General features: G+C 68.5%; 16 protein-coding genes and 1 tRNA gene. 13 read left to right on the top strand and 4 right to left on the bottom strand.

The window, feature by feature from the left end:
- Positions 1 to 1,828: 1,828 nt before the first annotated feature.
- From AB0D59_RS46355 to AB0D59_RS46400, 10 genes are all read left to right on the top strand, one after another.
- Positions 1,829 to 1,975 carry a hypothetical protein gene (locus AB0D59_RS46355; protein ID WP_362577843.1) on the top strand — a complete coding sequence of 49 codons (147 nt, stop codon included), beginning with the start codon at positions 1,829 to 1,831 and terminating at the stop codon, positions 1,973 to 1,975.
- Positions 1,976 to 2,107: 132 nt separating this feature from the next.
- Positions 2,108 to 4,189: a TIGR03986 family CRISPR-associated RAMP protein gene (locus AB0D59_RS46360; RefSeq protein ID WP_362577845.1), complete on the top strand. Its 2,082-nt coding sequence runs from the start codon at positions 2,108 to 2,110 to the stop codon at positions 4,187 to 4,189.
- A complete protein-coding gene (locus AB0D59_RS46365) occupies positions 4,186 to 5,673 on the top strand; it encodes a hypothetical protein (protein ID WP_362577847.1) in 1,488 nt (495 codons plus the stop codon). The genes AB0D59_RS46360 and AB0D59_RS46365 overlap by 4 nt, the downstream gene beginning before the upstream one ends.
- Complete coding sequence (locus tag AB0D59_RS46370; protein ID WP_362577849.1) at positions 5,670 to 6,242, top strand: RAMP superfamily CRISPR-associated protein; 573 nt, start codon at positions 5,670 to 5,672, stop codon at positions 6,240 to 6,242. Before AB0D59_RS46365 ends, AB0D59_RS46370 begins: the two co-directional genes overlap by 4 nt.
- Complete coding sequence (locus tag AB0D59_RS46375) at positions 6,235 to 7,593, top strand: type III-B CRISPR module-associated Cmr3 family protein (protein WP_362577851.1); 1,359 nt, start codon at positions 6,235 to 6,237, stop codon at positions 7,591 to 7,593. Before AB0D59_RS46370 ends, AB0D59_RS46375 begins: the two co-directional genes overlap by 8 nt.
- Positions 7,590 to 9,017 carry an RAMP superfamily CRISPR-associated protein gene (locus AB0D59_RS46380; RefSeq protein WP_362577853.1) on the top strand — a complete coding sequence of 476 codons (1,428 nt, stop codon included), beginning with the start codon at positions 7,590 to 7,592 and terminating at the stop codon, positions 9,015 to 9,017. The genes AB0D59_RS46375 and AB0D59_RS46380 overlap by 4 nt, the downstream gene beginning before the upstream one ends.
- The gene (locus tag AB0D59_RS46385; protein WP_362577855.1) at positions 9,014 to 9,457 is read left to right on the top strand and encodes a hypothetical protein; all 444 of its coding nucleotides are present in this window, start codon (positions 9,014 to 9,016) and stop codon (positions 9,455 to 9,457) included. The genes AB0D59_RS46380 and AB0D59_RS46385 overlap by 4 nt, the downstream gene beginning before the upstream one ends.
- 17 nt (positions 9,458 to 9,474) lie before the next feature.
- Entirely contained in the window at positions 9,475 to 10,605 is a 1,131-nt protein-coding gene (locus AB0D59_RS46390) for a hypothetical protein (RefSeq protein ID WP_362577857.1), read from the top strand.
- A gap of 111 nt (positions 10,606 to 10,716) precedes the next feature.
- Entirely contained in the window at positions 10,717 to 11,514 is a 798-nt protein-coding gene (gene cas6, locus AB0D59_RS46395; RefSeq protein WP_362577859.1) for a CRISPR system precrRNA processing endoribonuclease RAMP protein Cas6, read from the top strand.
- A 717-nt stretch (positions 11,515 to 12,231) separates the two neighbouring features.
- A complete protein-coding gene (locus AB0D59_RS46400; protein WP_362577861.1) occupies positions 12,232 to 12,816 on the top strand; it encodes a DinB family protein in 585 nt (194 codons plus the stop codon).
- 1,926 nt (positions 12,817 to 14,742) lie between these two features.
- Here AB0D59_RS46400 and AB0D59_RS46405 read toward each other — a convergent pair.
- From AB0D59_RS46405 to AB0D59_RS46415, 3 genes are read right to left on the bottom strand one after another with little or no spacing between them, the layout of a single operon-like run.
- A complete protein-coding gene (locus AB0D59_RS46405) occupies positions 14,743 to 15,144 on the bottom strand; it encodes a DUF6009 family protein (RefSeq protein WP_362577863.1) in 402 nt (133 codons plus the stop codon).
- Positions 15,141 to 16,664, bottom strand: a complete 1,524-nt coding sequence (locus AB0D59_RS46410; protein WP_362577865.1) for a phage/plasmid primase, P4 family — start codon at positions 16,662 to 16,664, stop codon at positions 15,141 to 15,143. The genes AB0D59_RS46405 and AB0D59_RS46410 overlap by 4 nt, the downstream gene beginning before the upstream one ends.
- Positions 16,661 to 17,656 (bottom strand): bifunctional DNA primase/polymerase, encoded by a 996-nt coding sequence (locus AB0D59_RS46415; protein WP_362577984.1) that lies wholly within the window; start codon positions 17,654 to 17,656, stop codon positions 16,661 to 16,663. Before AB0D59_RS46415 ends, AB0D59_RS46410 begins: the two co-directional genes overlap by 4 nt.
- Before the next feature lie 697 nt (positions 17,657 to 18,353).
- Here AB0D59_RS46415 and AB0D59_RS46420 point away from each other — a divergent pair.
- Complete coding sequence (locus AB0D59_RS46420; RefSeq protein ID WP_362577867.1) at positions 18,354 to 19,061, top strand: GIY-YIG nuclease family protein; 708 nt, start codon at positions 18,354 to 18,356, stop codon at positions 19,059 to 19,061.
- 628 nt (positions 19,062 to 19,689) lie between these two features.
- Here AB0D59_RS46420 and AB0D59_RS46425 read toward each other — a convergent pair.
- Positions 19,690 to 20,277, bottom strand: coding sequence for a hypothetical protein (locus AB0D59_RS46425; RefSeq protein ID WP_362577869.1), 588 nt, complete (start codon positions 20,275 to 20,277; stop codon positions 19,690 to 19,692).
- Positions 20,278 to 20,327: 50 nt separating this feature from the next.
- Here AB0D59_RS46425 and AB0D59_RS46430 point away from each other — a divergent pair, with 50 nt between their 5' ends.
- Both AB0D59_RS46430 and AB0D59_RS46435 read left to right on the top strand, forming a co-directional pair.
- Positions 20,328 to 20,825, top strand: coding sequence for a hypothetical protein (locus tag AB0D59_RS46430; protein WP_362577871.1), 498 nt, complete (start codon positions 20,328 to 20,330; stop codon positions 20,823 to 20,825).
- 1,120 nt (positions 20,826 to 21,945) lie between these two features.
- Positions 21,946 to 22,020: transfer RNA gene (locus AB0D59_RS46435), tRNA-Met, on the top strand.
- The last annotated feature ends 330 nt before the right edge of the window (positions 22,021 to 22,350 follow it).

Below are 22,350 nucleotides of genomic sequence, written 5' to 3' on the forward strand. Positions count from 1 at the left end.
ATTCGGCTGCCGGAGGCAGCCGAATACTCGCTCCGCTCGTTTCGCGCGTCCCCGCGCGAAAAGCCCGCCTCCGGCGGGGAGTTGTGAAAACGGCCTCCGGCCTTTTTCACAACGTGCGTGCCTCCGGCACGAAAAGCAGCGGCATTGCGTGTGCCTCCGGCACACGGATTGAGGAATGGGTGGACGGGTTTGGGTGAGGGGGTGGGGTGTTGGGGTTTGAGTTGAGGAATCGTCATGGCGTGAGGTGTGGCCGGGGGGTTGGGGAATCCTCCTGGATTCCCTTACGGACAAGGGTATTTGATTGGTATTCCGTGAAAACAAGTACATCACGGAATGAGGGAAAAAGAAAACCCGGAATGGCTGAACTCCCCATGCCCAGACGAGTTCGAGGGAGCGGCCTGCCTCCGGCAGGACCAAGACCACCGGCACGAGGACGAACACACCGAGAGGGTCGGTGCGGGCGACGAAGACCGGGTGAGAGGACCACAGGCCTACTCCCCCAGCTCCACCCCCACACCGGCCCCCAAAAGGCTGGCCCCCCCAAGAGGCCGGCCACCCCACCACGCGACGCCCTCCGGGCGACGCGCAACCACACCCGGAAACCAGAACCCCATCCAGCTCAGCTCCCAAATCCTCACCGTCCACCACGCCCACTTCGAACCAGCCCCCTACCAGGACCGCCTCAACACCCAACCGGCCCCCGCCTCGTCTACCAAAGCCTCCTGCGCCGCGAAACCACCACGTTCCCCGCCCCACACCCGCGCCCAGCGCAGCCGGCCTCTTCGACAGCCTCCTGCTCACCGCCCACGACACCGGGACCACCGCCGTCGCCCTCCACCACCACGCCAGCGCCCCCACCCGCCACGCCTTCACCCGCTTCGCCGCCGTCGCCGGCATCAGCGCCCAAACCACCCACGCCCAAGGCTATGTCCGCATCCACCTCCACCACCCACACCAGCAGACGCCAGCCCCCATCAGCACGGAGACCACCACCGTGACCATCGCCAGAGCAGGGCGTAACCGTGAACCGACCTGCTGCTTTACGCGCGACACGTTTCCGCAGCTCACAGGAGGCGGTAACACGCGGTGTGAGCCGTAATGGCGGAAGGATGCTCGTGCGACCCGATCCTGCGCAACGGACAGCGTCGAAGCAGGTCGAGGCGGGTAAGATTTGGCAGGCGTTTCCGAACGGCGTAAGCCAGAAGGGCATAGAAACTTGGAGGCCACCTGTCGCTCACCGCGGTCACTGGGGTTTCTGAACGGCTTAAGCCCGAAGGGCATAGAAATTGGTTCGGATCGTCCACGCCGGGCTTGTCGACTGCATTTCAAACCAACGCCCGCCTGAAGGGCATAGAAACGTCCTGCTGCGCCTCGCCAGCCAGACAACGCAGCCCAGCATTTCAGAAAAACGCCCGTTCAAGGGCATAGAAACCCGTTGATGAGCAGCTTGGTACAGAAACAGCTATTCCAGACCGACGCACGCCACCTGCCGACGCGGGTACGCGGCCAGAGCAGCCCCATTCGACGCGGATCCACCGCCGAGTCCGCGCTTTACGCATGCCCTGCTAAACCAGGGCTTCGGCGTAGTCGCGTGGCGTCCGGTTTGTGATCATCCGAGGCCGAGGAGTGTGACCGTTATCGCGGAGGGCATCACTCCGTCTCCTCAGTGTCAGACCACTCTTCGCCCGGGAGTACCAGATGCCTGCGTACAAGCGGCAGAACACCACTGAGCCGAAGTCCCAGGACAGCACCACTTGACCGCCGAGACGTCCTGCGTGTCGTTGGAGGTCTCGCCGCCACCGCGCCCCTCGGCGGCGGCACGGCGATCGTGGGGTCCGGCGGCAACAACGCCGACGCGGTGCCGACGGCGTTCGCCCACCCGGGCATGCTCCACACCGACGGCGAGCGCGGCATCATGGCCGCACTCGCGGCAGCCTGCGGGGCCAGGCGCAAGGGCAGCGGGGCAGCCGTCTGAACGCCCGTCCCCGCCGTCGCCGGGCCCGCTCGACTCGCGCTTCGTAAAACAGCATTCGGCTTGCGCATGATGCGCCGCTCGGTGGTGAATGTTCTTCACACTTTGTGGTGATCGGATGCAGCGGGGGGCCAGATGTCTGATGCGCCGGGGATGGGGCGAGAGGGGTTCGTCAATCCGTACACCTTTGTGCAGGTGCCGAAGGGGGAACCGGAGGAGGGCTGGCGGGCAGAACCTGCGGGACACAGTCGGCTCGCGGAGGATCGGTACGCGGGGGTTGTCGAGGTCGAATTGACCGCGCGGAGTCCTTTGCTGCTTCGCCACGTGTACGCCGGCGACGAGCATGCGTTTCCCCGGCGGGAGCTGCCCGGCTTCGAGGGACGCGTGCCGTATCTTCCGGGGTCGTCGCTCGCGGGTGCTGTGCGGTCGCTGCACGAGACGCTGGCGGGCGGGTGTCTGCGGGTCTTCAACGGTGACTTCCGTCCGGGATACCGGGATCAGGTGCAGCCGCGCCCGCCGGGCTGGCGTCTGGCCCGGGTTGATGAGATCGATGAGGACGGCAGGCCGTTGCGGATGCAGCTGTGTCCGCAGCCTGCGGTGTGGGTGGAGGCGCAGGCCCTGCACCAAGCGCTGGGAGGCGCGGACGGGTTGGAGAGCGGGGCGCGGGTGACCTTGCTCAGCCGCGGCACGGAGGTACTCGGGCGCCAGCAGTTGGAGGACCCGAACCTGGTACGTGCTGGCGGTGGCTGGGTGGTCCTGCTTACCGACGCGCGCACTCGCCGGGAAACCCGGAAGAACCTGGAGGGTGGCGGGCGGCTGCGCGGCCGTTACTTCTGCGCCACGGGGGAGCTCGAGGACGTGATCCGCGGTGTGGTGTTCGGCGAGGGAGTGTGGGAGGGATTCCTCGACGCGGTCGATGACACCAACGACATGCGGGAGTTGCGGCAGCAGGCGAGCCGGGACGACGACAAGCCCCGGTGGGTGGACGTACTGCACCCCAAGGACAAGAAGGTCCTCGGCCGGCGGATGGCGGCCCGTCGTCGCCTCTATGAGAACCAGGTCGTGTGGGTGCTGCCCGACGTCACGGGGGAGGCGCTGACGGTGAGGGACATCGCGTTGGCGGTCGTGTGGCGGCATGCGGGCGGCGTCGACAAGGCGCGGGACCGGATGCCTGCTCACGCGCTGCCTTGTACGGACCCTCGGCGGTTGTGTCCCAGTTGCCGGATTTTCGGCTCGGCGGACACTGAGGGTGAGGGCGGGCGGGGCCGCGCTGAGCAGCGCGGCTACCGGGGGCATGTGCGCTTTGGTGACGCCGTGCCGAGGGAGGCGTATGCGACGCGGCAGGAGTGGCTGCCGCCGCTGGGCAGACCGAGGCCGGGAGCCGGCCAGTTCTACCTGAACCGGGACCAGGGCTCCGAGGGCAAGACCGCCGCTGAGAAGAACGCGCGGCCCTTGCGGGAGTGGGGTTCGGAAGGCGACGCCAAAGGGCGGCGCGGGCTGCGCGGCCGCAAGCAGTACTGGCTGACCGGGACCCCCGGAGACCGTCCCTATTTCCGGGCCAGCGCGGCCAAACCGAACGTGTTCCACGAGGACGTGTACAAGCCGGACAACAAGATGCTCGCTCAGGGCGAGTCGGTGCCGGCGGGTTCGGTGTTCACCACGCAGGTCCGCTTCGAGAACCTCAGCGTCGCTGAGCTCGGCTCTCTTCTGTACGCCCTGGACCCTTCGTTGCTCTTGCGCCCTTATGACGAAGGGGCTGGTGAGGGCGAAAATGTCGAGTATGGCTGGGGCGTGGGGGGCGGCCGGCCCCTGGGCTTCGGCACGGTCACGTCGCGGGTCGCCATCGCCTCGCTGGAGGACGGGGCAAGCCGGTACCTCGGTGAGACGGCTCCGTCGCTAGAGGTCGGCGAGGCAGTGGCCGCGTTCCGCCGCACCGCATCCAGGGAACTGCAGGACATCTGGAAGCGGCAGCTGACAAAGGTGCTACGGCTGGACTGGGCCGCGCCACACCAGGTGTGGTATCCGCCCGCGGGCTGGCTGCCCGAGCCGGGGCAGCCGCTGGGCCCGGAGGTGCTGCTGCCCTCCTTCACGTTCTGGAAGGAGACCACCGGTGGCCGGGCCGAAAAGGCCCGTTTCCCCTACCAGCAGCTGCCGGCATCGGCCGCCCCCAGTCCCGTCATGAAGGTCATTCCGCAGGGCAAGAAGGAGGGCCGGTGACCGGCGCGTACGTGTACGTCGACTTCGGTGCCGTGCGGATCCAGCAGTATCTGGCCCGCACACCGGCTTTGCGCGGCCATCGGGCCGCGAGCAACAACCTCGCCCGGGCAACCGCCGCCCCATCGATCGCGGACGTCATCGGGGATCTGGCCGAGGTCAACCCGGAGGCTGGAAGAGCGGACGGTGTGGTCAGTGTCCGCTTTCCCGCCGCCACAGGCGGCTGTGAGAAGCGGGTCCAGCGGCTGCAGGAGCGTATGTTCGCCCACTTGCGCAGGGCGTTGCCCGGGGCGGAGTTCCAGTCCGTGTGGGGGGAGGGGGAGTCATATCTCGCCGTCTATGCCCACAGCCTGCAGCCGAAGGTGCGGCGGGGCCAGGTGCGGCATGATCTGCCGCCGTCAGCTGAGTTCCCGCTGGCCGTGCCGTGCCGGATGTGCCACATCGACCCGGTGGTCGGCGTCGAGCCGGTGCCGGATGGGTTGCTGGCGTTGTGCCTGGACTGCTCGGTGCGGAACGTGACCCGCCGCCAGGCGGTGGCAGACGCGGGCAGCCCTGAGGGGCAGTTGCTGCAGGACATCGGTCTGGCACCCGCGCCGGATTCCTTCACGGACCTAGCCGCGCTGGGGAGCGCAGCGTCGGGGCGCAACCATCTGGCGACCGTCGCGGTCGACGGCAACGCGTTCGGGCTGTTCTTCAGGGCCCTGGCCGACGAGGGCGGGCAGGACGCGCGCCTGCGGGAGGCGAAGGCCTCCATCTCCACGGCGCTGTCGCTGGCCACCCGTACGGCGTTGGCCAATGCGGCACTGGAGTTACCGCTGACTGTGGAACGTGAGCAGCTGTGTGTGGTGCCGCACGTGGTCGGTGGCGATGACGTGCTGGTGAGTCTGCCCGCCGACCAGGCGTGGTGGTTCACGCTCACGTTCCTCAAGGAGTTTGAGCGCCTGGTCCGCAAGGAGACGGCCGAGGTGCTGGAGCCGCTCAACGAGCTGCGGGCCAGCCGTGCCGGGCTGCCCGCGCTGGAAGCGCCGACCGCGTCGGCCGGTGTCGTCTTCGCCCGCGCCTCCCACCCGCTGAACCTGCTGGTCGAGTCGGCGGGTATGCGCCTGTCGGAAGCGAAGGCGGCCTTTCGCGGGCGGCAGGCGTCGGTGCAGTGGCTGGACATCACCGCCGACGGTGCTGAACACCCCGGGCATCCGCCTGTGGCCCTGCACCTCTTGCGTGACGGGGACGGCGGCCAGACCGCGGCCGCCGCGGCGCTGTCGCGGCTGGTGAAAGTGCCGGCCAGTCACCGGGCTCGGCTCACCGAGGCGTTGCGCGGCAGCGGTCCGCTCACAGCGGCGGCGCTCGCCGACCGGGTGGGCCACCTCGACGCGATCCGGCCCTTCCTCCCCCCGCTTGATCGGATCGACCAGCTCGATGTGCCGTCTGTGTCCGGGATCGGTCTGGGCGCGGCACTCAATCTCGCCCGGTGGTGGCCATGCGCGTGACGATCCTTTTCCACGGCCCGTTCCAGGTGGCGACCGGCACAGGTCGGCCCGGCATCGACGCGGCCGTCGACCGGGACAACCTGCTGCCTGCCTCCACCCTGAAGGGCGTGATGCGCGATGCCGCGGAACGGCTCCTGCCTGGGCTGCCTCGCCTGGTGGAGCAGGTCTTCGGCGGGCCGCACCATCCCACCCCCTGGGGCTGGGAGGCAGCCCGCTTCCCCGGCGAGGAGCCCGTAGTCGTCACCCGGGCCAGGGTGTCGCTGGATGAAGAGTCCGGTACGGCCAAGCGCGACCACCTGCTGTTCGGCGAGGAAGTGTGGGCACGTTCAGCCGAGTTCACCATCACCCAGCACGGGCCGCTGCCCGACACGACCATCCCCGGTCTGGACCGGGAGGGCCACCTGGCGGTCCTGGCCTGTGCCGCGGCCGGCGTACACAGCCTGGGCGCGAGCCGGCGCCGCGGACTGGGCTGGGTTAAGTGCACGCCCGCCGATCCGGTCGTGGACGAGGAGCTGATCGCCCGCTTCACGGCGCTCGCCGACCAGTGGAGGAGCCATCAGCATGCTTGATGTGCAGGTAACCGCCCACCAGTCCCTGGCCCTGGGCGTGCGTCCGGCCGGCACAGCCCCGGTGCCCACACGGCTGCACGTGCCCGGTTCGGTGCTGCGCGGCGCGCTGGCAGCGGCGTGGATTGCCGAGCACGGCGTGCCCGCCAAGGTCTCGGCCGCCCAGCGCCGGGAATTCATCGCCCTGTTCGAGAGTGACGTCTCCTACGGTCCGCTGTTCGCGGCGGGATCGCAGGTGGTTCCGCTGTCGGTGCTGCGCTGCAAATACCGGCAATGCCCCACCGTCATCGACGAGGCCTTCAACGAGGGTGGGGCCGAGGCGTCGTGTGCGTGCGGGCCTCTGGTGCCCGGACGGGGCGAGGTCGAGTTCACCGCGTCCGGGGCCGGGCAGCTGGTGGCGCAGTCCACTCATCTGCAGATCGACGACGCCCGCCAAGTAGCACAAGAAGGGCTGCTGTTCACCCGTCGTGCCCTGACCCACCGCGATGCCTCCGGGGCCGAACGCACTTTCCACGGACGCATCACCACCAACAGCGAGCTGCCTGACGGGGCAGCGAGATGGCTGGCCAGGTCCCGGCAGCTGCGGCTGGGCGGACGCCGCGGCACCTCCGGGGCCGTCACCTACACCCCCAGGACCGCCGAGGCCGTCCCTCCGAAGACCGACCGACGGATCGCCTTGCGCCTGAACGCACCCGCCATCCTCACCGACCCGGCCGGTCTACCCCTCGACATCGCCGACCACGACGGCCTGCGGGCCACGCTTGATGCAGCGTTCGCCCCGCTGCCTGGGAGCGCGCGCGTCACGGCCGTGGAACGCGTGTGGGCACGCCGGGAATGGGTCGGGGGCTGGCACGCGGCCTCCCGCCTGCCCAAGCCCGTCGAACTGGCTGTCAGCGCCGGCTCCGTCCTCCTCCTCTGCTTCGACCAGCCGCCCACCCCCGACGCGCTGCTCGCCCTGACCGGGCGCGGTATCGGGCTGCGGCGCAGCGAGGGCTTCGGCGCCCTGGAGGCCGCCACCACCGCCTGGATGCACCCTCTCGAACCGGAGCCGGTCGCCGCCGGCGAGGACCGGGCGTCGGATCCGGCGGAGACGTACGCACGGCTGCTGCTGTCCACCGGTCACGGCGCATGGTTCGCCGACAACCTCCGTCCCTACGTCGAGGAGCTCGCCGCTCATCCAGGGACCCGGCATTTGGGAGTGCTGGAGCGGCCGCGGCTGCGACGGCTGACCCCCTACGAGCGGGACGCGGTCACAGCCATGCTGCTGAGCGCTCCCGTCGACGTCCTGGACCGCACCCTGGCCACGCTGCGCGCCCTCAACCGGCTGCTGGAAAAGGAGAGCGCACAGTCGTGAGCGTCGTCCACATCCTCCAGGCCGACCTGGAACTCACCGGCCCCGCCGCCATCGCCGCCCCCGAAACCACCGCCGTCGGCTCCGTCCTGCGCCCCGACCTGCCCCTGTCCCGCGACGGATGGGACCACCCCTACATACCCGCCACTTCCCTGGCCGGTTCGCTGCGCCAGCAGGCCCCGCCGGAGCGGCGCCGGGAGCTGTTCGGTGACATCGCCGGCGAACCTGCCCCCTCCGCCGACGGGATGGTCCCTGACGCTGGCGGCGCGATCGCGTCCCCGGTCCGCCTGCTGGGAACCCGGCTGACACTGCCGGAGGCCGACCTGATGCAGCGCCGCCGTACGGCCATCGACCGGCACCGCGCCGCCGCGAAGGCAACCACCCTCCATCATCGGGAACTGCTCCCGCCCGGCACCGAACTGGCCTTCTGGATACGCCTGGACACCGAGGCGACCGAATCTCCGCTGGTCGACGAAGTCATCAGCCTGCTGGCCGCCTGGCGGCCCAGGATCGGCGGCGGCCGCACCACCGGCCACGGCCGCGCCGAACTCATCACGGTCCGCCACCGCGTGATCGACCTCACCACCGCCGACGGCTTACGGCACTGGCTCACCTGCGGCGGCCCCGGACTCGTCGACGACCACGCCAGCGTCGTCTACGAGCGCGCCCAACGGGCCGGCGGCGCCCCCGACGAGCCGTACCTGTTCGGACGGCCGCTGGAGTTCCGCATCGCCGACAGCCTGCACGTCGGCTCCGGCACGTTCGGTGAACGCACCGGCAGGCAAACAGGAGTCGCCCAGATCCTGCGCGACCACGAGAACACCCCGCTCGTGCCCGGCAGCACATGGAAAGGCGTGTTGCGGGCCCGCGTCGAGTTCATCCTCCGCTCGGTCGGCATCGGCCCCGTCTGTGCCTCCACCCAGGACGACACCGCAGGCAGTTGCGGCGCCTGTGTGGTCTGCGACAGCTTCGGCTGGGCCGCAAGAACGGGCGCCACCGCGACTGGCGGAGAGCTGCCTACGGCGGCCGGCGCCCGCGGGCGGCTGGTGTTCGCCGATTCCCCCATCCGCGACGGCAGCATCAAGGTCCGTAACCACGTCGCGATCGATCGGGTCTTCGGCGGCGCCCGCGACGAGGCACTCTGGGCGGAGGAGACCGTCGAGGACGGTTACCTGACCCTGCACCTGCGGCACGACAAGCCGGTGCCAGACCTGATGCGCGCCGCCCTCGTGCTGGCCCTGGCGGATCTGGCGGACGGCATGATCGGCGTCGGCGGCTCCACCACCCGCGGCCACGGCACCCTCACCGCGCAACCCGCCAGCGCCGAATGGCTCACCACGGAACGCACCACGGCCCTGCACACCCTGCGGGCTCACCGCGCCGCCGCGCCTGTCCCCGCCCCAACCCGTGAGGAGGCCGGCGCATGACGACCCGCCCGCCCACCGGACCGGTCCACACGGCCCGAGCCGTTCTCGCCCGCCTGGAGCGCATCGGCCGCCTCGGCTGGACCGAGGCCCGCACTCTGCTGACCGGGACCACATGTGCCTGGGCCGACCTCGACGGCTTCCACATCGCCACAGCGGGCCGACTACCCGAACAACCCCTGCACGCCACGCACCTGTGGGCCTGGGACCCTAGGCGCTGCCTGCGCCTGCGTATCGACGGCCCCCAGGCCCTGACCGCGCTGCTCGAGCCCGGCCAGGACGGAGGCGAGCAGGTCCTCGTCCACATCCGCCCCGGCACGCCCTGGGCCGCAGGCGACCAGCAGGCCGGCCCCCTGCCGGCCGAGGCCCACGCCCTGTCCTTCGAACTGATCGAACTCCCCGGCCCCACGCCGGCCACCTTCGTACGCGCCACGGCGCCCTGAACCGAAGGGTCCCGCCCATGCGCACCCCCTGGTACCGGCAGCTCTTCGCCTTCCTGCGCACCCGCGAAGGCCTCGGCACCCTGCTCATCGCCGTCTTCTCCGCCATCGCCCTCGGCGTGGTCCCCAACATGCTGCAAAAACTCTGGGACTCCGCCTGGTTCTACCTCGCCGCCTTCCTCATCGCAGTCCTGATCGTGATCCTCGGCTGGATCCTGCGCCGACCACACGGCGTGGGTGTCGTCGTTCCCCTCTTTCCCACCGACCTCACCCAGACCAGCCTGGTCGCGGAGATGCGACGAGCATCCGCGAAAAACCACTCCAGCACACTGTTCATCAATCCCCGGCTGCTGCGCCCCGGCGGCAAGGCGCTCTCCCCGGCCGACGGAGCCGACCTGGTCGCCGGCCTCATCGACGCCCGCGCAGACGAATACCGCTCAAGCGGAGCCGAAGGCACCGTCACGCTCTACGTCCTCGCCGCGGTACGCGACGCCTTCCTCCTCGGCCGCCGCCTCCACAACGATCGGCACGCCTCACTCACCGTGATGCACCTCTCTCGCCAGGCAGGCGAGCCCGTCCTGCCCGGCGTCACTCTCACCGGGCGCCTCACGCATCCCCTCAGCGCCCGGCAGCAGACCCTCCTCGGCACCGTCCTGCAGCTTCCCGCAGGCACCACGTATGCCGAGCCGGTTGCGCACCCGTCGTGCCCCCCGCAACACCGGCACCGTCTTGCCTTCATCGTGCGCCTGACCGCGGTGACGGGCATGGTCGACGACGCCATATGCGTCGCACAGACCGGCAGAGTGCGCCGCCCGCACGACCAGACCCACACGGGATACGTCTTTGACGACACACACCCCGACCAGAACGGGCCGCCGTGCGGCGCCCACGTGGTCATCGAAGCCTCCGCAGCCCTCCTCCCGGAGACGAAAGACGTCTTCGAGGCCGTCGCGGCCTATCTCCGCCACGCCTGGGCTGCCGCCAAAGCCGCCTGGCAAACCGAAATCGGAAGCACCAACGTCGAAACCCGCGTCTTCATGACCGCCCCGCTGCCCATCACCGTCGCCCTGGGCTGGCTGACCGCCCACGAGAACATCAGCATCGTCAACCACGACATCCGACTGCTCAACGCCCCCGCACCCACCCCATAACCACCCACCGCGGCTGACGCCCCGTCTTGCACCGCGAAGTTCCGCCCGCCCTCTGGGCGCCCGGCACAGGACGCTCAGCACCCAACCACGTCACTGACAGAACGGATCTTGATGCCCAGCCGCTGGCAGCTCCTGCTACGCCCCACCAACCCCACCCGGACCAAGCACGTCCCGCCCACGCAACTCCACGGCCTTGCCTGCCACCTCCTCGAAGGAGCAGGAGCCGACCACCACGCCCAGACCAAGCCCTTCTCCATCACCCCGCTCATCGAAGCCCCACACGCCCCCGGATGCGCAACACTCGCCCTCGGGTGGCTCGATGACTCCACCACCCCGCCCCTGGACGTCCTCAAGGGAGCTGAAGTACGCCTGGGACCACAGTTCTTCACCGTCGACGACGTCCAGCACTCCCACGCCCCCTACACAGCCCTCGAGGCACTGCCCCCCACCCGCCGAGCCACCCTGAACTTCCTCTCCGTCACCTACTTCAACCGCAGCGGCCGCTGGATCCCCCTCCCCGACCCCGAACTCCTCTACGGCAGCCTCGCCCGCCGCTGGAACACCTTCACACCCCGTCCCCTGCCGGACGCTCTCACCACAGGCCTGCTCAATACCGTCCGCCTCACCACCCACGAACTCCGCAGCGCACCCGCCGACCTCGGCCAAGCCTCCCGCACCGGCTTCACCGGCCACGCCACCTTCACCCTCCCCCACACCACACCCGACCCCATCGCCACCGCCTTCACCTCCCTGTCCGCCTACGCCGAAGCCGCCGGCACCGGAGCCCAAACCACCCACGGCCTCGGCTGGACCACCACCACCCTCCACCCCGCGACTTCGCCCCGCAGAAGACAAGCCCCCTCGCAGCCCATTCCCGCAGGCCACCACCATCACCAACAAGAAACGTGACCCACACCACCCCGCCCCCGGCCCCAGTAGCGTGCCAACAATCAGGCACAATCACCGCAGGCTACACACCCTCCCCGCAGGGAAACACTCCACAGGAACTCAAGCCCGCAGGGAATAGAAAAACCTGAACGGGGCCATGTCCCTCTTGCAGAGGATGCATTCCTCTCAGAATTGAAGCCCGCAGGGCATGGAAACGCAGGCTCGACGGGATGCACCCCTCCCGGATACCCACGGCTTCGCAGGCACTAAAAGCCCGCAGGGCATGGAAACGGGTCTCATTAAAAGCCGTGTAATTCGTGCGACTCAAATCCCGCAGGACCTAAAGCCCGCAGGGCATGAAAACATCAGCTACTTGCACTGATTGTAATCCATGTCGAAATTCCGCAAGACAAGCCCGCCGGGCATAGAAACCCCACGGCGATGGGCAGGCCGACCCACATGAACATCACCCCGCAGGAATTAAAGCCCACAGGGCATGGACACGGGTCCCATAACAGGCCATGTAAACTTTGCGAGGAGAATTCCGCACGAGCTGAAGCCCGCAGCAGGACATAGAGACACTGTGCGGGTTCTGCAGCTCCAATAGGGGTCGGGTATTTCGCAGCTTCTTGTAGTTGCTCAGGGCGGTGGCCATGGCCAGGTCTCGGATCTGCCCGTCGTTGCGGACCACGTAAGGGATCTTGAGACCACGAGCAGCCCATGGCAGGCTGATGCCGCATGATCGATGAATTCGCGAAGGACAACCTGCACAGGAGACTGCGGCGGGACCGCGAGACGCTGCTCTGGAAACTCGACGGCTTGTCCGAGTACGACGCCCGCCGGCCGTTGACAGTGACCGGGACCAACCTGCTCGGCCTGGTCAAGCACGTGGCCAGCGTCGAGGCCAGGTACTTCGGCGAGGTCTTCGGCCGCCCTTCGCCGGAACCGCTGTGCCGGTGGCAGGACTCCGACGGCAGCGACCTGCGGGCGGCTGAGGGCGAGACCCGCGATCAGATCATCGGATTCTACCGGCGCACGTGGGAACACTCGGACACGACGATCAACGAGCTTCCCCTCGACGCCCCCGGCCACGTGCCGTGGTGGCCGGAGCCTTATCCCAACACGAACCTGTTCGCCATCACGGTCCACGTCCTCGGCGAGACCAACCGGCATGCCGGGCACGCCGACATCCTGCGCGAAGGCGTCGACGGCCGAACCGGGACGCGCCCTGAACACGAGATGCAGATCGATGCGGAAGCCAGCGCCGCCTACTGCGCGAAGATCGAGCAGGCCGCCAGATCGGCCGCACCAGTCAAGGCATAGAAGGCTGCGCCAGGTGACTTGATGTTCGAGCGGCATGATGCCGGCCGTGGGTGCGGATCCGTCGAAGCGTCTGGTTCCTGATGAGCTCTGGGAGCTGGTCGCCCCGTTACTGCCGTCGTTCACGGATCGACCGCAAGGTGGCGGGACCGCTCCGCGTGACGAGCGCGCCGTGTCCACCGCCGTGGTGTACGTGGCTGACCAGCGGCTGTGCCTGGCGGCATCTGCCGCCGACGTTCGGCACGTCCTCCGCCACCGCGCATCGCCGCTTCACGGTGTGGACCGGGGTCGGCCTGTGGCGTCGGCTGCATCGGGGCGGTGCTGGACGAACTCGGGGCCCGGGGCGAGGTGGACTGGGCCTCGGCGATCGTCGACGCGGCCTCCGTTCGCGCCAAAAGGGGGGATCGCTGACGGGGCCGAACCCGGTCGATCGCGGCAAGATGCGGTCCTCGACCACGGGCACCGCCAGCAGCCGCGTACCGCCCGAGCGTTTGGCGATCTCCATCGCCTACACAGGCCCTGGCCGTTACGAACCTGCCTTGGACCTCCCGCCCCAGCGGTCAACCGCGCCAGCACACCACGCGCATACTCGGCCCTTGATCGCTGACCTCCCCGTCCTCCAGATCATTGCCTGAACCTCCTGCCACGCCGCTAGCAAAGAGGACTTGAATATCAACGATAAAGAAGATCGCCCACGGCGGCCCTCTTTGGTCCAGGTCAGTAACTTCGTTTGGTTATGCCTTCGGACGGGAGTCGTCCTGAAATTGAAAGCATGCCAAGGACAGCCTCACCGTAGGCACTCTGAGTTTCTATGCCCTTAGAGCGGGCATTGTTTTGAAATGTCGGCCTGGTGGATCGATGCCCGGCACGACTTCCGGAAATTTCTATGCCCTTCGGGCGGACGTTTGTCCTGCAATCCCCCGTTCGGGCACATCATGCGTTCCCTGGGAAGGCTTCCATGCCCTTCCGGCGGGCGTTTTCTCAAAATCCGCATGATGAACTGGGCGGCGTGCGACCGGCTGGCGTTTCTATGCCCTTCGGACGAGCGTTGTTCTCAGATGCCTGCACAAGATCTACGGTGAACTGACCTGGGTCGCGTTTCTATGCCCTTAGAGCGGGCGTTGTTCTGCAATTGGGTTCTCCGCGCTGGTGGTGGCCGGTCTGGTGACGTTTCTATACCCTTCGGGCGGGCGTTGTTGTGAAGTTAGAAAGCCTCAAAGTGCGCCTGGCAACGCCCGGCGAGTTTCTATGCCCTTCGGACGGGCGTCGCTCGTGAATTCATGACTACGACCACGCTCGCCCCACTCTTCATCCCCTATGTCATCAAGGGGGGCGTTGTTCCGAAATCGTGCGCATCGCCGATGGGTGCTTCCGTCCCGCTGCGCTTCTATGCCCTTTCGGGCGGGCATTGTTCTGAAATAGCTTTCTACAACAGAGACACTGAGGCCGGTACCGGTGTTTCTATGCCCTTAGGGCGGACTTGCTCTGGAATACTGCTTCTACTTCCACAGTCCCATGGAGTGGTTTCTTTGCCCTTCGAGAGGGCGTCGTTTTGAAATAAGGACAACTACCTGCAGATCGCCACGCTGATCAAGCGTTTCTATGCCTTTCGGGCGGGCGTTTCTCGGAAATGCGTGCCAGGTCGGCTCGTCCATCAGCGACTACGTCAAGTTTCTATGCCCTTCGGGCTGCCATTGTTCGGAAAAGTCCGTTCTCATGAACTGGGCAGCGTGCGACAGGCTGGCGTTTCTATGCCCTTCGGGCTGCCGCTGTTCGGAAACCGGCATTTCGGTGCTGCACACCATCACACAGCAGTAGTTTCTATGCCCTTCGGGCTGCTGTTGTTCGAGATTCCATTTTTGCATAGTCTCTACTCTGTCGTCAGGCAGTCAAGTCCTGAGCCGGCGGTCTGCGGCCACAGGGTGACCGCTACAGCGGGAGCTCTATGCCGAGTTCCTGCATGGCGGCCGACGGCGGGCCGCCCTGGGAGCGTTCGGTTTTGTAGCCCTTGACGCGGGGTTCGAGAGTGCGGGGGTCGACGGCTTCGGAGGGGGCGCCCTTGGCGTAGTCGCCGTCGGGCTGGCTGTCGCGGTCGTGGGGCAGGAGCCAGAAGACGCGACGGCGGAAGGTGCCGGAGGCGCGGGAGGCTTTGGCGGTGGGGGCGAGGTTTGCCCAGCCGATGAGGCGGCCGTCGCGGCGGTAGGTGGGGCGGCCTTTGCGTGTTGGGAGGCGGTCCAGGCTCTGGCGGACGTAGTCGAGGTTGTTGATGTCTTCCAGCCAGACGAGTTCGGTCTCGTGGCTGATCTCGTCCGGGTCGATCAGGGAACTCATGCGCCGGCGCCCCTCTCCTCGTCGGTCAGCAGTCCGATGCCCGGGTAGTACTTGCGCTGGTTGGAAACCTTCATCTCCTTGGGCGAGGCCAGCCCGACGAGTTCGCGGGTGCGGGCGGCGAACGCGCGTGAAGACATCACCAGTGCGCCTTCATTGTGGCACCAGGTGGTGTAGGCGGCGTAGAGCGCCGTCTGTTCGGCGCGCAGGTCGGGGGCGAGACGGCAGCACTCCTCGTAGAAGCGGCCGGTGTGGTCCTCGGTCTCGGCATAGGCGGTCGTGGCGATGCGGACGCGTTCGGGGCCGGTGAGGTCGCGGTCGCTGGAGAGGTAGCGGCGGGCGCCGTCGATGAGCCAGCGCAGGATGCCGGGACCTTCTTCGACGACGAGGAGGTCGGCCAGGTTGTCGATCTTGCGGTCGTCGGCAACGACGCGTTCGAAGGGGATGAGGCGCATGCGGCGCCAGAAGGCGAAGCCACCTGTGCCGACTTCGGGCTTGTGGTTGCCCAGCAGCCAGAGCTTGTGGGTGGGCTGGAAGGAGAAGGGGTCCTGGCGCATGCGGCGGGCTTTGATCCGGTCGCCGCCGGTGAGGAGCTTGACGCGGGCTTCGTCGAACTTGTCGCCGGGGCTGATCTCGGAGCAGACGTAGATGCGCCGCCCGTGGAGCTCGGCGAGGTCGGTGGGGTGCCCTTCGAAGGGCTTCGCCATGAGGAAGCCGGGCGGGGCCGCGTCTGCGTAGTCGCCGAGCAGTTTCATCATGACGTCCAGGAGGACGGACTTGCCGTTGCTGCCCGTGCCGTAGAGGAAGGGCAGGATCTGGGCGCCGACGTCGCCGGTGATCGAGTATCCGAGCAGCAGGTGGAGGTAGTCGATCATTTCCTGGCCTTCGGCGTCGTCGCCGAAGGTGTCCGCCAAAAAGCGCAGCCAGCGCGGGATGGGCATCTGCTGCGGGCCGACGGCCGTGGAGCGGGAGTGGAAGTCCTTGTTGGGGTTGGGGGCGCTCACCAGCCCGGTGCGCAGGTCGACGACGCCCTCGGGGGTGCACAGGGCGTAGGGGTCGGCGTCGAGGCGGTCGGCGGTCAGGACCATGCCGGGGGCGGATCTGGCCTGGGCGAGCATGGAGTGGATGCCGGCGGTCGACATGGCACGGGTGCGGTGCTTGTGCAGGGCCTGCATGGTGAAGCGGCCGAGCTGGTCCTGGTCGGCGATGTTCTCGGCGAGGTCGCCGGCGGCCCACAGAACGGTGTCGTCCTCGTCCAGCTGCCAGCGAGTGGTGTCCCACCGGTACCAGCCGATCTTGGGTACGTAGCGGTAGTCGTTGGAGTACAGCCGGACGAACAGTTTGGCGTTGCCGCGGTCGGTGAGGGTGTCCGGCAGCAGTCCGGCGGCGGTGGCGTGCCCGGCCGGGGGGCGTTCGGTGTCGGCCTGTGCGGGGCGGGGGATGACGGGGGTCTGGGCGCGGATCTGGGCGGCGACGGCTTCGGGGTCGAACTCGAAGAGGGTCTCGTTGCCGGGGGAGGTCACGGGCGCCTCCCAGTGGCGTGGAGGGGCTTGTTGAGGCCTGCGGTGAGACCGCTGCGGATGATCTGTTCGATGCGCAGTTCCTGGCCGGGGCGGGCCGCGGCCGCGGTCTGCCGCAAAGCCTGTTCGGCGTCCTGGCGCTCAAGGCGTCCGGCTGCGATGAGGCCGCCGAGGGTGTAGGCGGCACGGTTGAGGGTGTCGGAGAAGCCAGCGCCCTCGGCGACCTGGCCGCATGCCTCGACGGGAGCAAGGATGGCGGCCAGGGTGCGCTCGCTGCGACCGCCAGCAGCGGCGAGGACGGCTTGCTGGGCACGGGGCGGCACCGGGCGAGGTGCAGGGATGTGAGGCGCCGGCAGGTGGCCGGTGCGGTCGAGCTCCTGCGCCAGCCACAGGGGCAGAGCAGCCGGTTCGCGAACGTCGTCGACCGGCGTGTAGGTGCCCTGCAGGGTGGTGACGCCGGGGGCAATGATGTAGCTGCCGTGGGCGCGGATGTCGACCTGCCAGGCCAGGGCCCGGCCGGGGCTGGAGCCGGCCGATGACTTCCACGGGCGGTTATCGGTGGCCCGGTACCACACGTGCAGGCCCCCGGAAGGGGTGCGTACGCGCAGGGTGCTGCTGTCGTCGGCGGGGCTCTGCTGGCCGCGGAGGGCGGCGAGGACGGCGAGGGTGTGGAACCCGTTGGCTAGGCCGGTGAGGTCGATGTGCTCGCCAATGGGGATACCGGGCAGGATCCGGTCGCGTGCGGGGGGCTCGGTGCGATGGGCGTCGATGTCGATGACGATCAAGCCTGCCGGGCCGCAGGAAACCCCGACGCCGAACTCGGGGTGCTGGCCCCACCACTGCTGGATACGGCCGTGGTTGAGGGTGGCCGCGTGGAAGCTGTGGCACCAACGGCCTGCGCGTAGGCACGGGCACTCCGCTGGCGAGTGGGAACTTTCGCGGCATTTCGCACAGTTCGCAGTTGGAGTTTTGCGCCCCGGGGCGAGGGGATGCACCGGCCAGCCACGGCGGGCGCACACCTGCGCCGAGGCCAGAGAGGCAGCGACTGAAGAGCCGCCGTCTTGGGGTGTTCTTGAGTCGCTCCGGTGAAACTGCAGCTCAGCAGGCATGCACACCCCCTATCAGCGACCGAAGCGACTCAACGACGGACACAGACTAGCGAACTCGGCTGGTGGGATCGTGCAGCACATGCGGAACAGCGGTGCCGGCACGCTGGTCTTGTAGTCGCCCGAGCCTCACTCCAGCGACTCAGCAAACAGCGCAGCGACCCAGTACGTTCGGTCGCTGCTCTTTGCGTAGGGCAAAAGACCAGTTCAGAGGAGGCATCGAACCAGAACAGCGACTGAAGCGACTGAAGCACGACATATATAACGCACACGAGCACACAGTTCCTGCGCTCATATACCGGAACTCGAGTCGCTCCGGTCGCTGCCACCACACAGATAGATCCCTGACCTGCGATTTTCCTCCAACGAAACCTCAGCGACTGAAGACCCGTTTGGTCGCTGGCTTCTTCAGTCGCTGCGCAGAATTCGCAGCGACCCAAGCGACCGAGTGCCACACACGACGAGCCCCGGAGCCCTGGCGGACTGCTGTCGTGGCGGACCGTTGAGGTCTTTCCCGCCCGGGGCTACGGCGGGTGTTGCCAGACCTCACCGGTTGACTGGGGCGAACAGAACGAGGAGATCGATCATGCTCAAGCTGGTGCACAACGCTCCGCAAAGCTGGTTACGCAACTACCTCAATAAGACGCCTGTCCCGGCCTGGGCCCCTAAAGGCACGGGATACGTCTACGTGCTCGAGGTCACCGGGCCCACGTCGTACGTCAAGGTCGGCGCAACCACCCAGCCGCGAACCCGCCTCGATGCACTGGGCTCGGACGCCCACCGCCTCGGCTCAGCAGTAAGCCGGGCCTGGCTCTCCCCCGCGCACCCTTCACACCACAGCACCGAAGCCCAAGCGCTCCGCGCTTGCCGGGCTCACTCTCCCGCAGCCCCGCCCCGCGGTGAGTACTTCCCCCACCTGGCCTTCGGCGTAGCACGTAGCGAGGCGATCAAGGCCGTACTCGGCTTCCACGACACGTCGCGCGCCATGCCCTCAACACCCGTGGCGGGACTACACAAGCCGCTTCCTCAGCATGTTCACAGACTCCTTGCCCCAACGCCGCGGGACGTCTGGCAGCGACTGAAGAATCGCTTCGCCGAGGGAAGTTGCCGCACCCGCTTCCTCCGCCGCGGAGAACCGTCGCCCACGGCGGCTCCCCGAGAGACAGATCCGCTGCTGGATGAGTTGATTCGCCGCTTCGTCCAGCCCCCGGCCTCCATGCCGGATCTCACCACTCGCCGGCACTCCCGCCTCCAGGCCGCCGCACACACCGCCATCAGCGACCAAAGCGACTGAAGTTCAAGATCAGCTCGGCGATGACGTGGTGGCCCTCGCTGAGGACGAGACTAGACCACCGACTGGACGGAGGCTGCGGCTGCCGTCGGCGACACCAGCCCGCAGGCAGTCGGTGAATGAGTCCGCCGCAAGAGCAAGCGACTGCATGGCGCGCGACGGCCGCGGCGGCGAGGTAGAACGCGACGAGTTCCGGTAGCACGAGAGCGGTGAGTACGTCGGGGACGTCGGCGGTCCAGGCGGCCGGATCGGCCCCCACCATGCGCTGCAACACGGTCGTGTAGCCGGCGGCGCCCGCGTCCGCGGTGCTGGCCAGGGCAGTGGCGGCAGCGAGCGGGCCGGCCGGCCGGCCGCGGCGGCCGCCTGCGGCAAGTGTGCGCGCTGAGTGCGACGGCCACGGCCTTGTCGGCCGCCGGCAGCTGAAGCGGCGGCAGTTGACCGTCGGCGCGCGGCATCTCGGTCCGCCGGTGCAGCGTAGAGCTCGCGGGCCTCGCCTGCGGGCGAACCCGACGAGCCCCCAGGGTCCGGCACGGCGGGTGCCTCGCGGCCGACCGCCGCCGTGATCGTGTGCACATCCTCGCGGCCGCCTCGCACGTCGCCGCTCATCTCTGCCGGAGCCGCACGGCAGGTCTCACCGTCCGCAGATGAGATCCGCGTAGGCGGCCACTGCCCGGTCGGCCAGCTCCTGTTCGACGGATTTCACGACCTTGAGGGCTTCCCCATCCAGCCGCTCCGGGTCCAGCACCTCGAAGAGGCTGCCGCCGCCGAGCGACAGGCGCAGCCGTTGACCGGGCAGATCGCGAAGGGCCCGGCCAGCTTTCCCCTTCTCCGCCGGCGAGCGGGCTTCGTCGTCGGCGAAGGCGGCCTCGTCCAGATGCTCCAGCGCATCCCGGGCCAGTTTCAGGTCCTGGTTCTCCGGCGGCGGCTCCTCGCCCCGCTCCCGTGCCAGGCGCCCGCGCCACCTCTCCAGCTGGTAGGCGCACCACACCAGGAGGTGCTCCTCGGCCCACTGCGTGCGGAAGTCGAGCTCGAGCTGCTCAAGGCCTGGGCTGAAATCCTCAGCGAGGTCGTAGGCCCGCGAGTTGTCGGCGCTGTCCTTGCGTGCTTCCCGGGTACGCCGGGCCTGGCGGATGACCGCTTCCGCCCACACCCGCACGAAGTGCCGGGCGGTCGCCTCGCCCTCCGTCGGCTGGGCTGGCTCAAACCACTGCTTGTCCACCCCAGAAGGCTAGCCGCCGCTGCCGGCTCCGGGATGCCCACCGGCAGCGAGTGGCGGCCAGTCAGCGGGGGCTGGCGGCGACGCTCGCCGCTTCCCGAGCGTGGACAGCAGTTGCTCGTGCGGCCGCCTGCGGCGCCGGCGCCTGGCCGGACAGCGACCGCCGGCGGAGTTCCCGTGCGAGATCGTCGAACGCGCCGACGAGCGGCGCCAGGAGGACGAAGCGCCGCCCCCGGCTCGCGGCCACGGTCGAGCTCGATGAGTACGACCAGCAGCTGCGCGACGAGGAAGAAGGCGCCTTCCAGTACGCGACCGAGTGGGTCGATGACCTCACCGCTGACGAACTCTGCGAACCGCAGGAGCAGTCCACGGCGGCCAGGGCGGGAAGGGAACTGCGCGCCGAGATCGGCCAGTACCTCGCCCGCGCGAGCCCGGCCGCCGCACCGCACGGCGCAAACCCCTCGAGGAGGCGTGCCCCCTTCCGGGACCGCGGTACTCCGGCCGGGCGCCGGGCGGATGGTATGGCGGGCACGGGGCGGGGTGCGGCATAAGGCCTTGGGCAAACCCACGAACCGGGCGCGGCGCCGGGTCGCGCGCGGCGGGTGGTTGGCGTCAGGCGGTGACGGGTGCACGGCCCCGGGCGCGGAGAGCCGCACGGCGCCGGAGCGACGCAGAGCGGGCGGTACGGTGCGCAGCGCGGCCGGACGGCGGCGGGCGGGCCGGGCCCCGGCGGCGAGAACACGGACGACATTGCCGCCCGGAAGTACTGAAGCCGGCCGGCCCGACCCAGGCTTCTCCGGGTCGGTCAGGCGCCGGGAAACCGCTGTCAGCCGGGGGCATAGGGAGCCCCGCCCACTTCGCGGGATGGCAGCGCCTCTCACGCAGGAGAACGGGCCTGCACGGGAGGCGCCGCGGTCCGGGTCACAGCTGGAGCGGGTCCAGGTCCGGGACGTCGTCGGCAGAGGGCGGTGTGAGGGTTACGGACTTGTTGAACGCCGAAGACTCGACCGAGTTTCCGCGCGTTTCACGATCATGGGCATCAACCGATCCCTCCAAGTGTTGAGATCGATGTGCCCGCTGGACATGCCTCCGTGCGCGTACTGCTCCCGGAACACGTGCGGCTCTCGGGCGGTGGCAAGGTCAAGCCCCACGAGCTCATTGAATGTTGCCCGCAGAAGGCTGGCCACCTCGTCAACCGAGGTCGGAATGTCAGTATCGGACAGGTGGTCGCGAAGGGACCGCCAGACGTAGGGGTCGCCGCGCAGACCCCACCCCTCCGGCTCGGGGTCGAAGAGGTCGGCCATTTTCACCGCTGCGTGATCGTGTGGCATGACGGGAGCCTCGCACGACTGTGCTCCCGGCCAACAGGCCGAGGCATCAGCGGACTGCAGTCCCCACCTCACCCCTGACCAAGCCTTTCCCAAGCCCCCTGTTTCACCGCAGAGATGGGCGGCTTCCCGCCTGCACCAAGACCGGCCAGCATGGCCGCGTACAGCAGCCCAAGCCACCGACCTCCGTGGATCTCTCATGAAGCGTGCCGTTCCACCTCTGCGTAGTAGTCGACCTGCAGGACGGCGTGACCTCGGTACCACCCCGTGGCCGACCGAGGGACGGCCCGACGGCATAAATCCCTGCCAGCGCCGCGCGGATGCCGTACGGTAAAGACACCGACGCGGGGTGGAGCAGCTCGGTAGCTCGCTGGGCTCATAACCCAGAGGTCGCGTGGTTCAAATCCCGCCCCCGCTACCCACATCCGGCCCCCGGCGACATTTCGTCGCCGGGGGTTGGAGTCGTTCGGCAGCAGGGCTCCAGGTCGTTACGCCGACGCCATTGCAGGCCCTCACGATCCGCGGTGCCGTCTGAGTTGCGCCGCTAGTCCGTCGCTCCGGCACTCTCCGTCTCCACCCCGCGATGCCAAGGGGCGGCTTTCTCCCTGCCCCATCTCTCATGCTCGCACACGGCCCACGTGCGGGTGGACGTCACCTGTAATGGGCTGCCCCCTCCCGCGCGCCCACCCCGGATGCTTCGGCGAACGCGTACGTCGCAAGGGCAAGCGGGACACCCGCATTTTGCACC

Source organism: Streptomyces sp. NPDC048417, assembly GCF_040651615.1.
Classification (GTDB): Bacteria; Actinomycetota; Actinomycetes; order Streptomycetales; family Streptomycetaceae; genus Streptomyces.

Bases quoted from the DNA above. Each gene is read 5' to 3' on its own strand.
- AB0D59_RS46385 (WP_362577855.1), top strand. From the start codon at position 9,014: ATGACGACCCGCCCGCCCACCGGACCGGTCCACACGGCCCGAGCCGTT.
- AB0D59_RS46405 (WP_362577863.1), bottom strand. From the start codon at position 15,144: ATGAGTTCCCTGATCGACCCGGACGAGATCAGCCACGAGACCGAACTC.
- AB0D59_RS46360 (WP_362577845.1), top strand. From the start codon at position 2,108: ATGTCTGATGCGCCGGGGATGGGGCGAGAGGGGTTCGTCAATCCGTAC.
- AB0D59_RS46400 (WP_362577861.1), top strand. From the start codon at position 12,232: ATGATCGATGAATTCGCGAAGGACAACCTGCACAGGAGACTGCGGCGG.
- AB0D59_RS46420 (WP_362577867.1), top strand. From the start codon at position 18,354: ATGCTCAAGCTGGTGCACAACGCTCCGCAAAGCTGGTTACGCAACTAC.
- AB0D59_RS46390 (WP_362577857.1), top strand. From the start codon at position 9,475: ATGCGCACCCCCTGGTACCGGCAGCTCTTCGCCTTCCTGCGCACCCGC.
- AB0D59_RS46375 (WP_362577851.1), top strand. From the start codon at position 6,235: ATGCTTGATGTGCAGGTAACCGCCCACCAGTCCCTGGCCCTGGGCGTG.
- cas6 (WP_362577859.1), top strand. From the start codon at position 10,717: ATGCCCAGCCGCTGGCAGCTCCTGCTACGCCCCACCAACCCCACCCGG.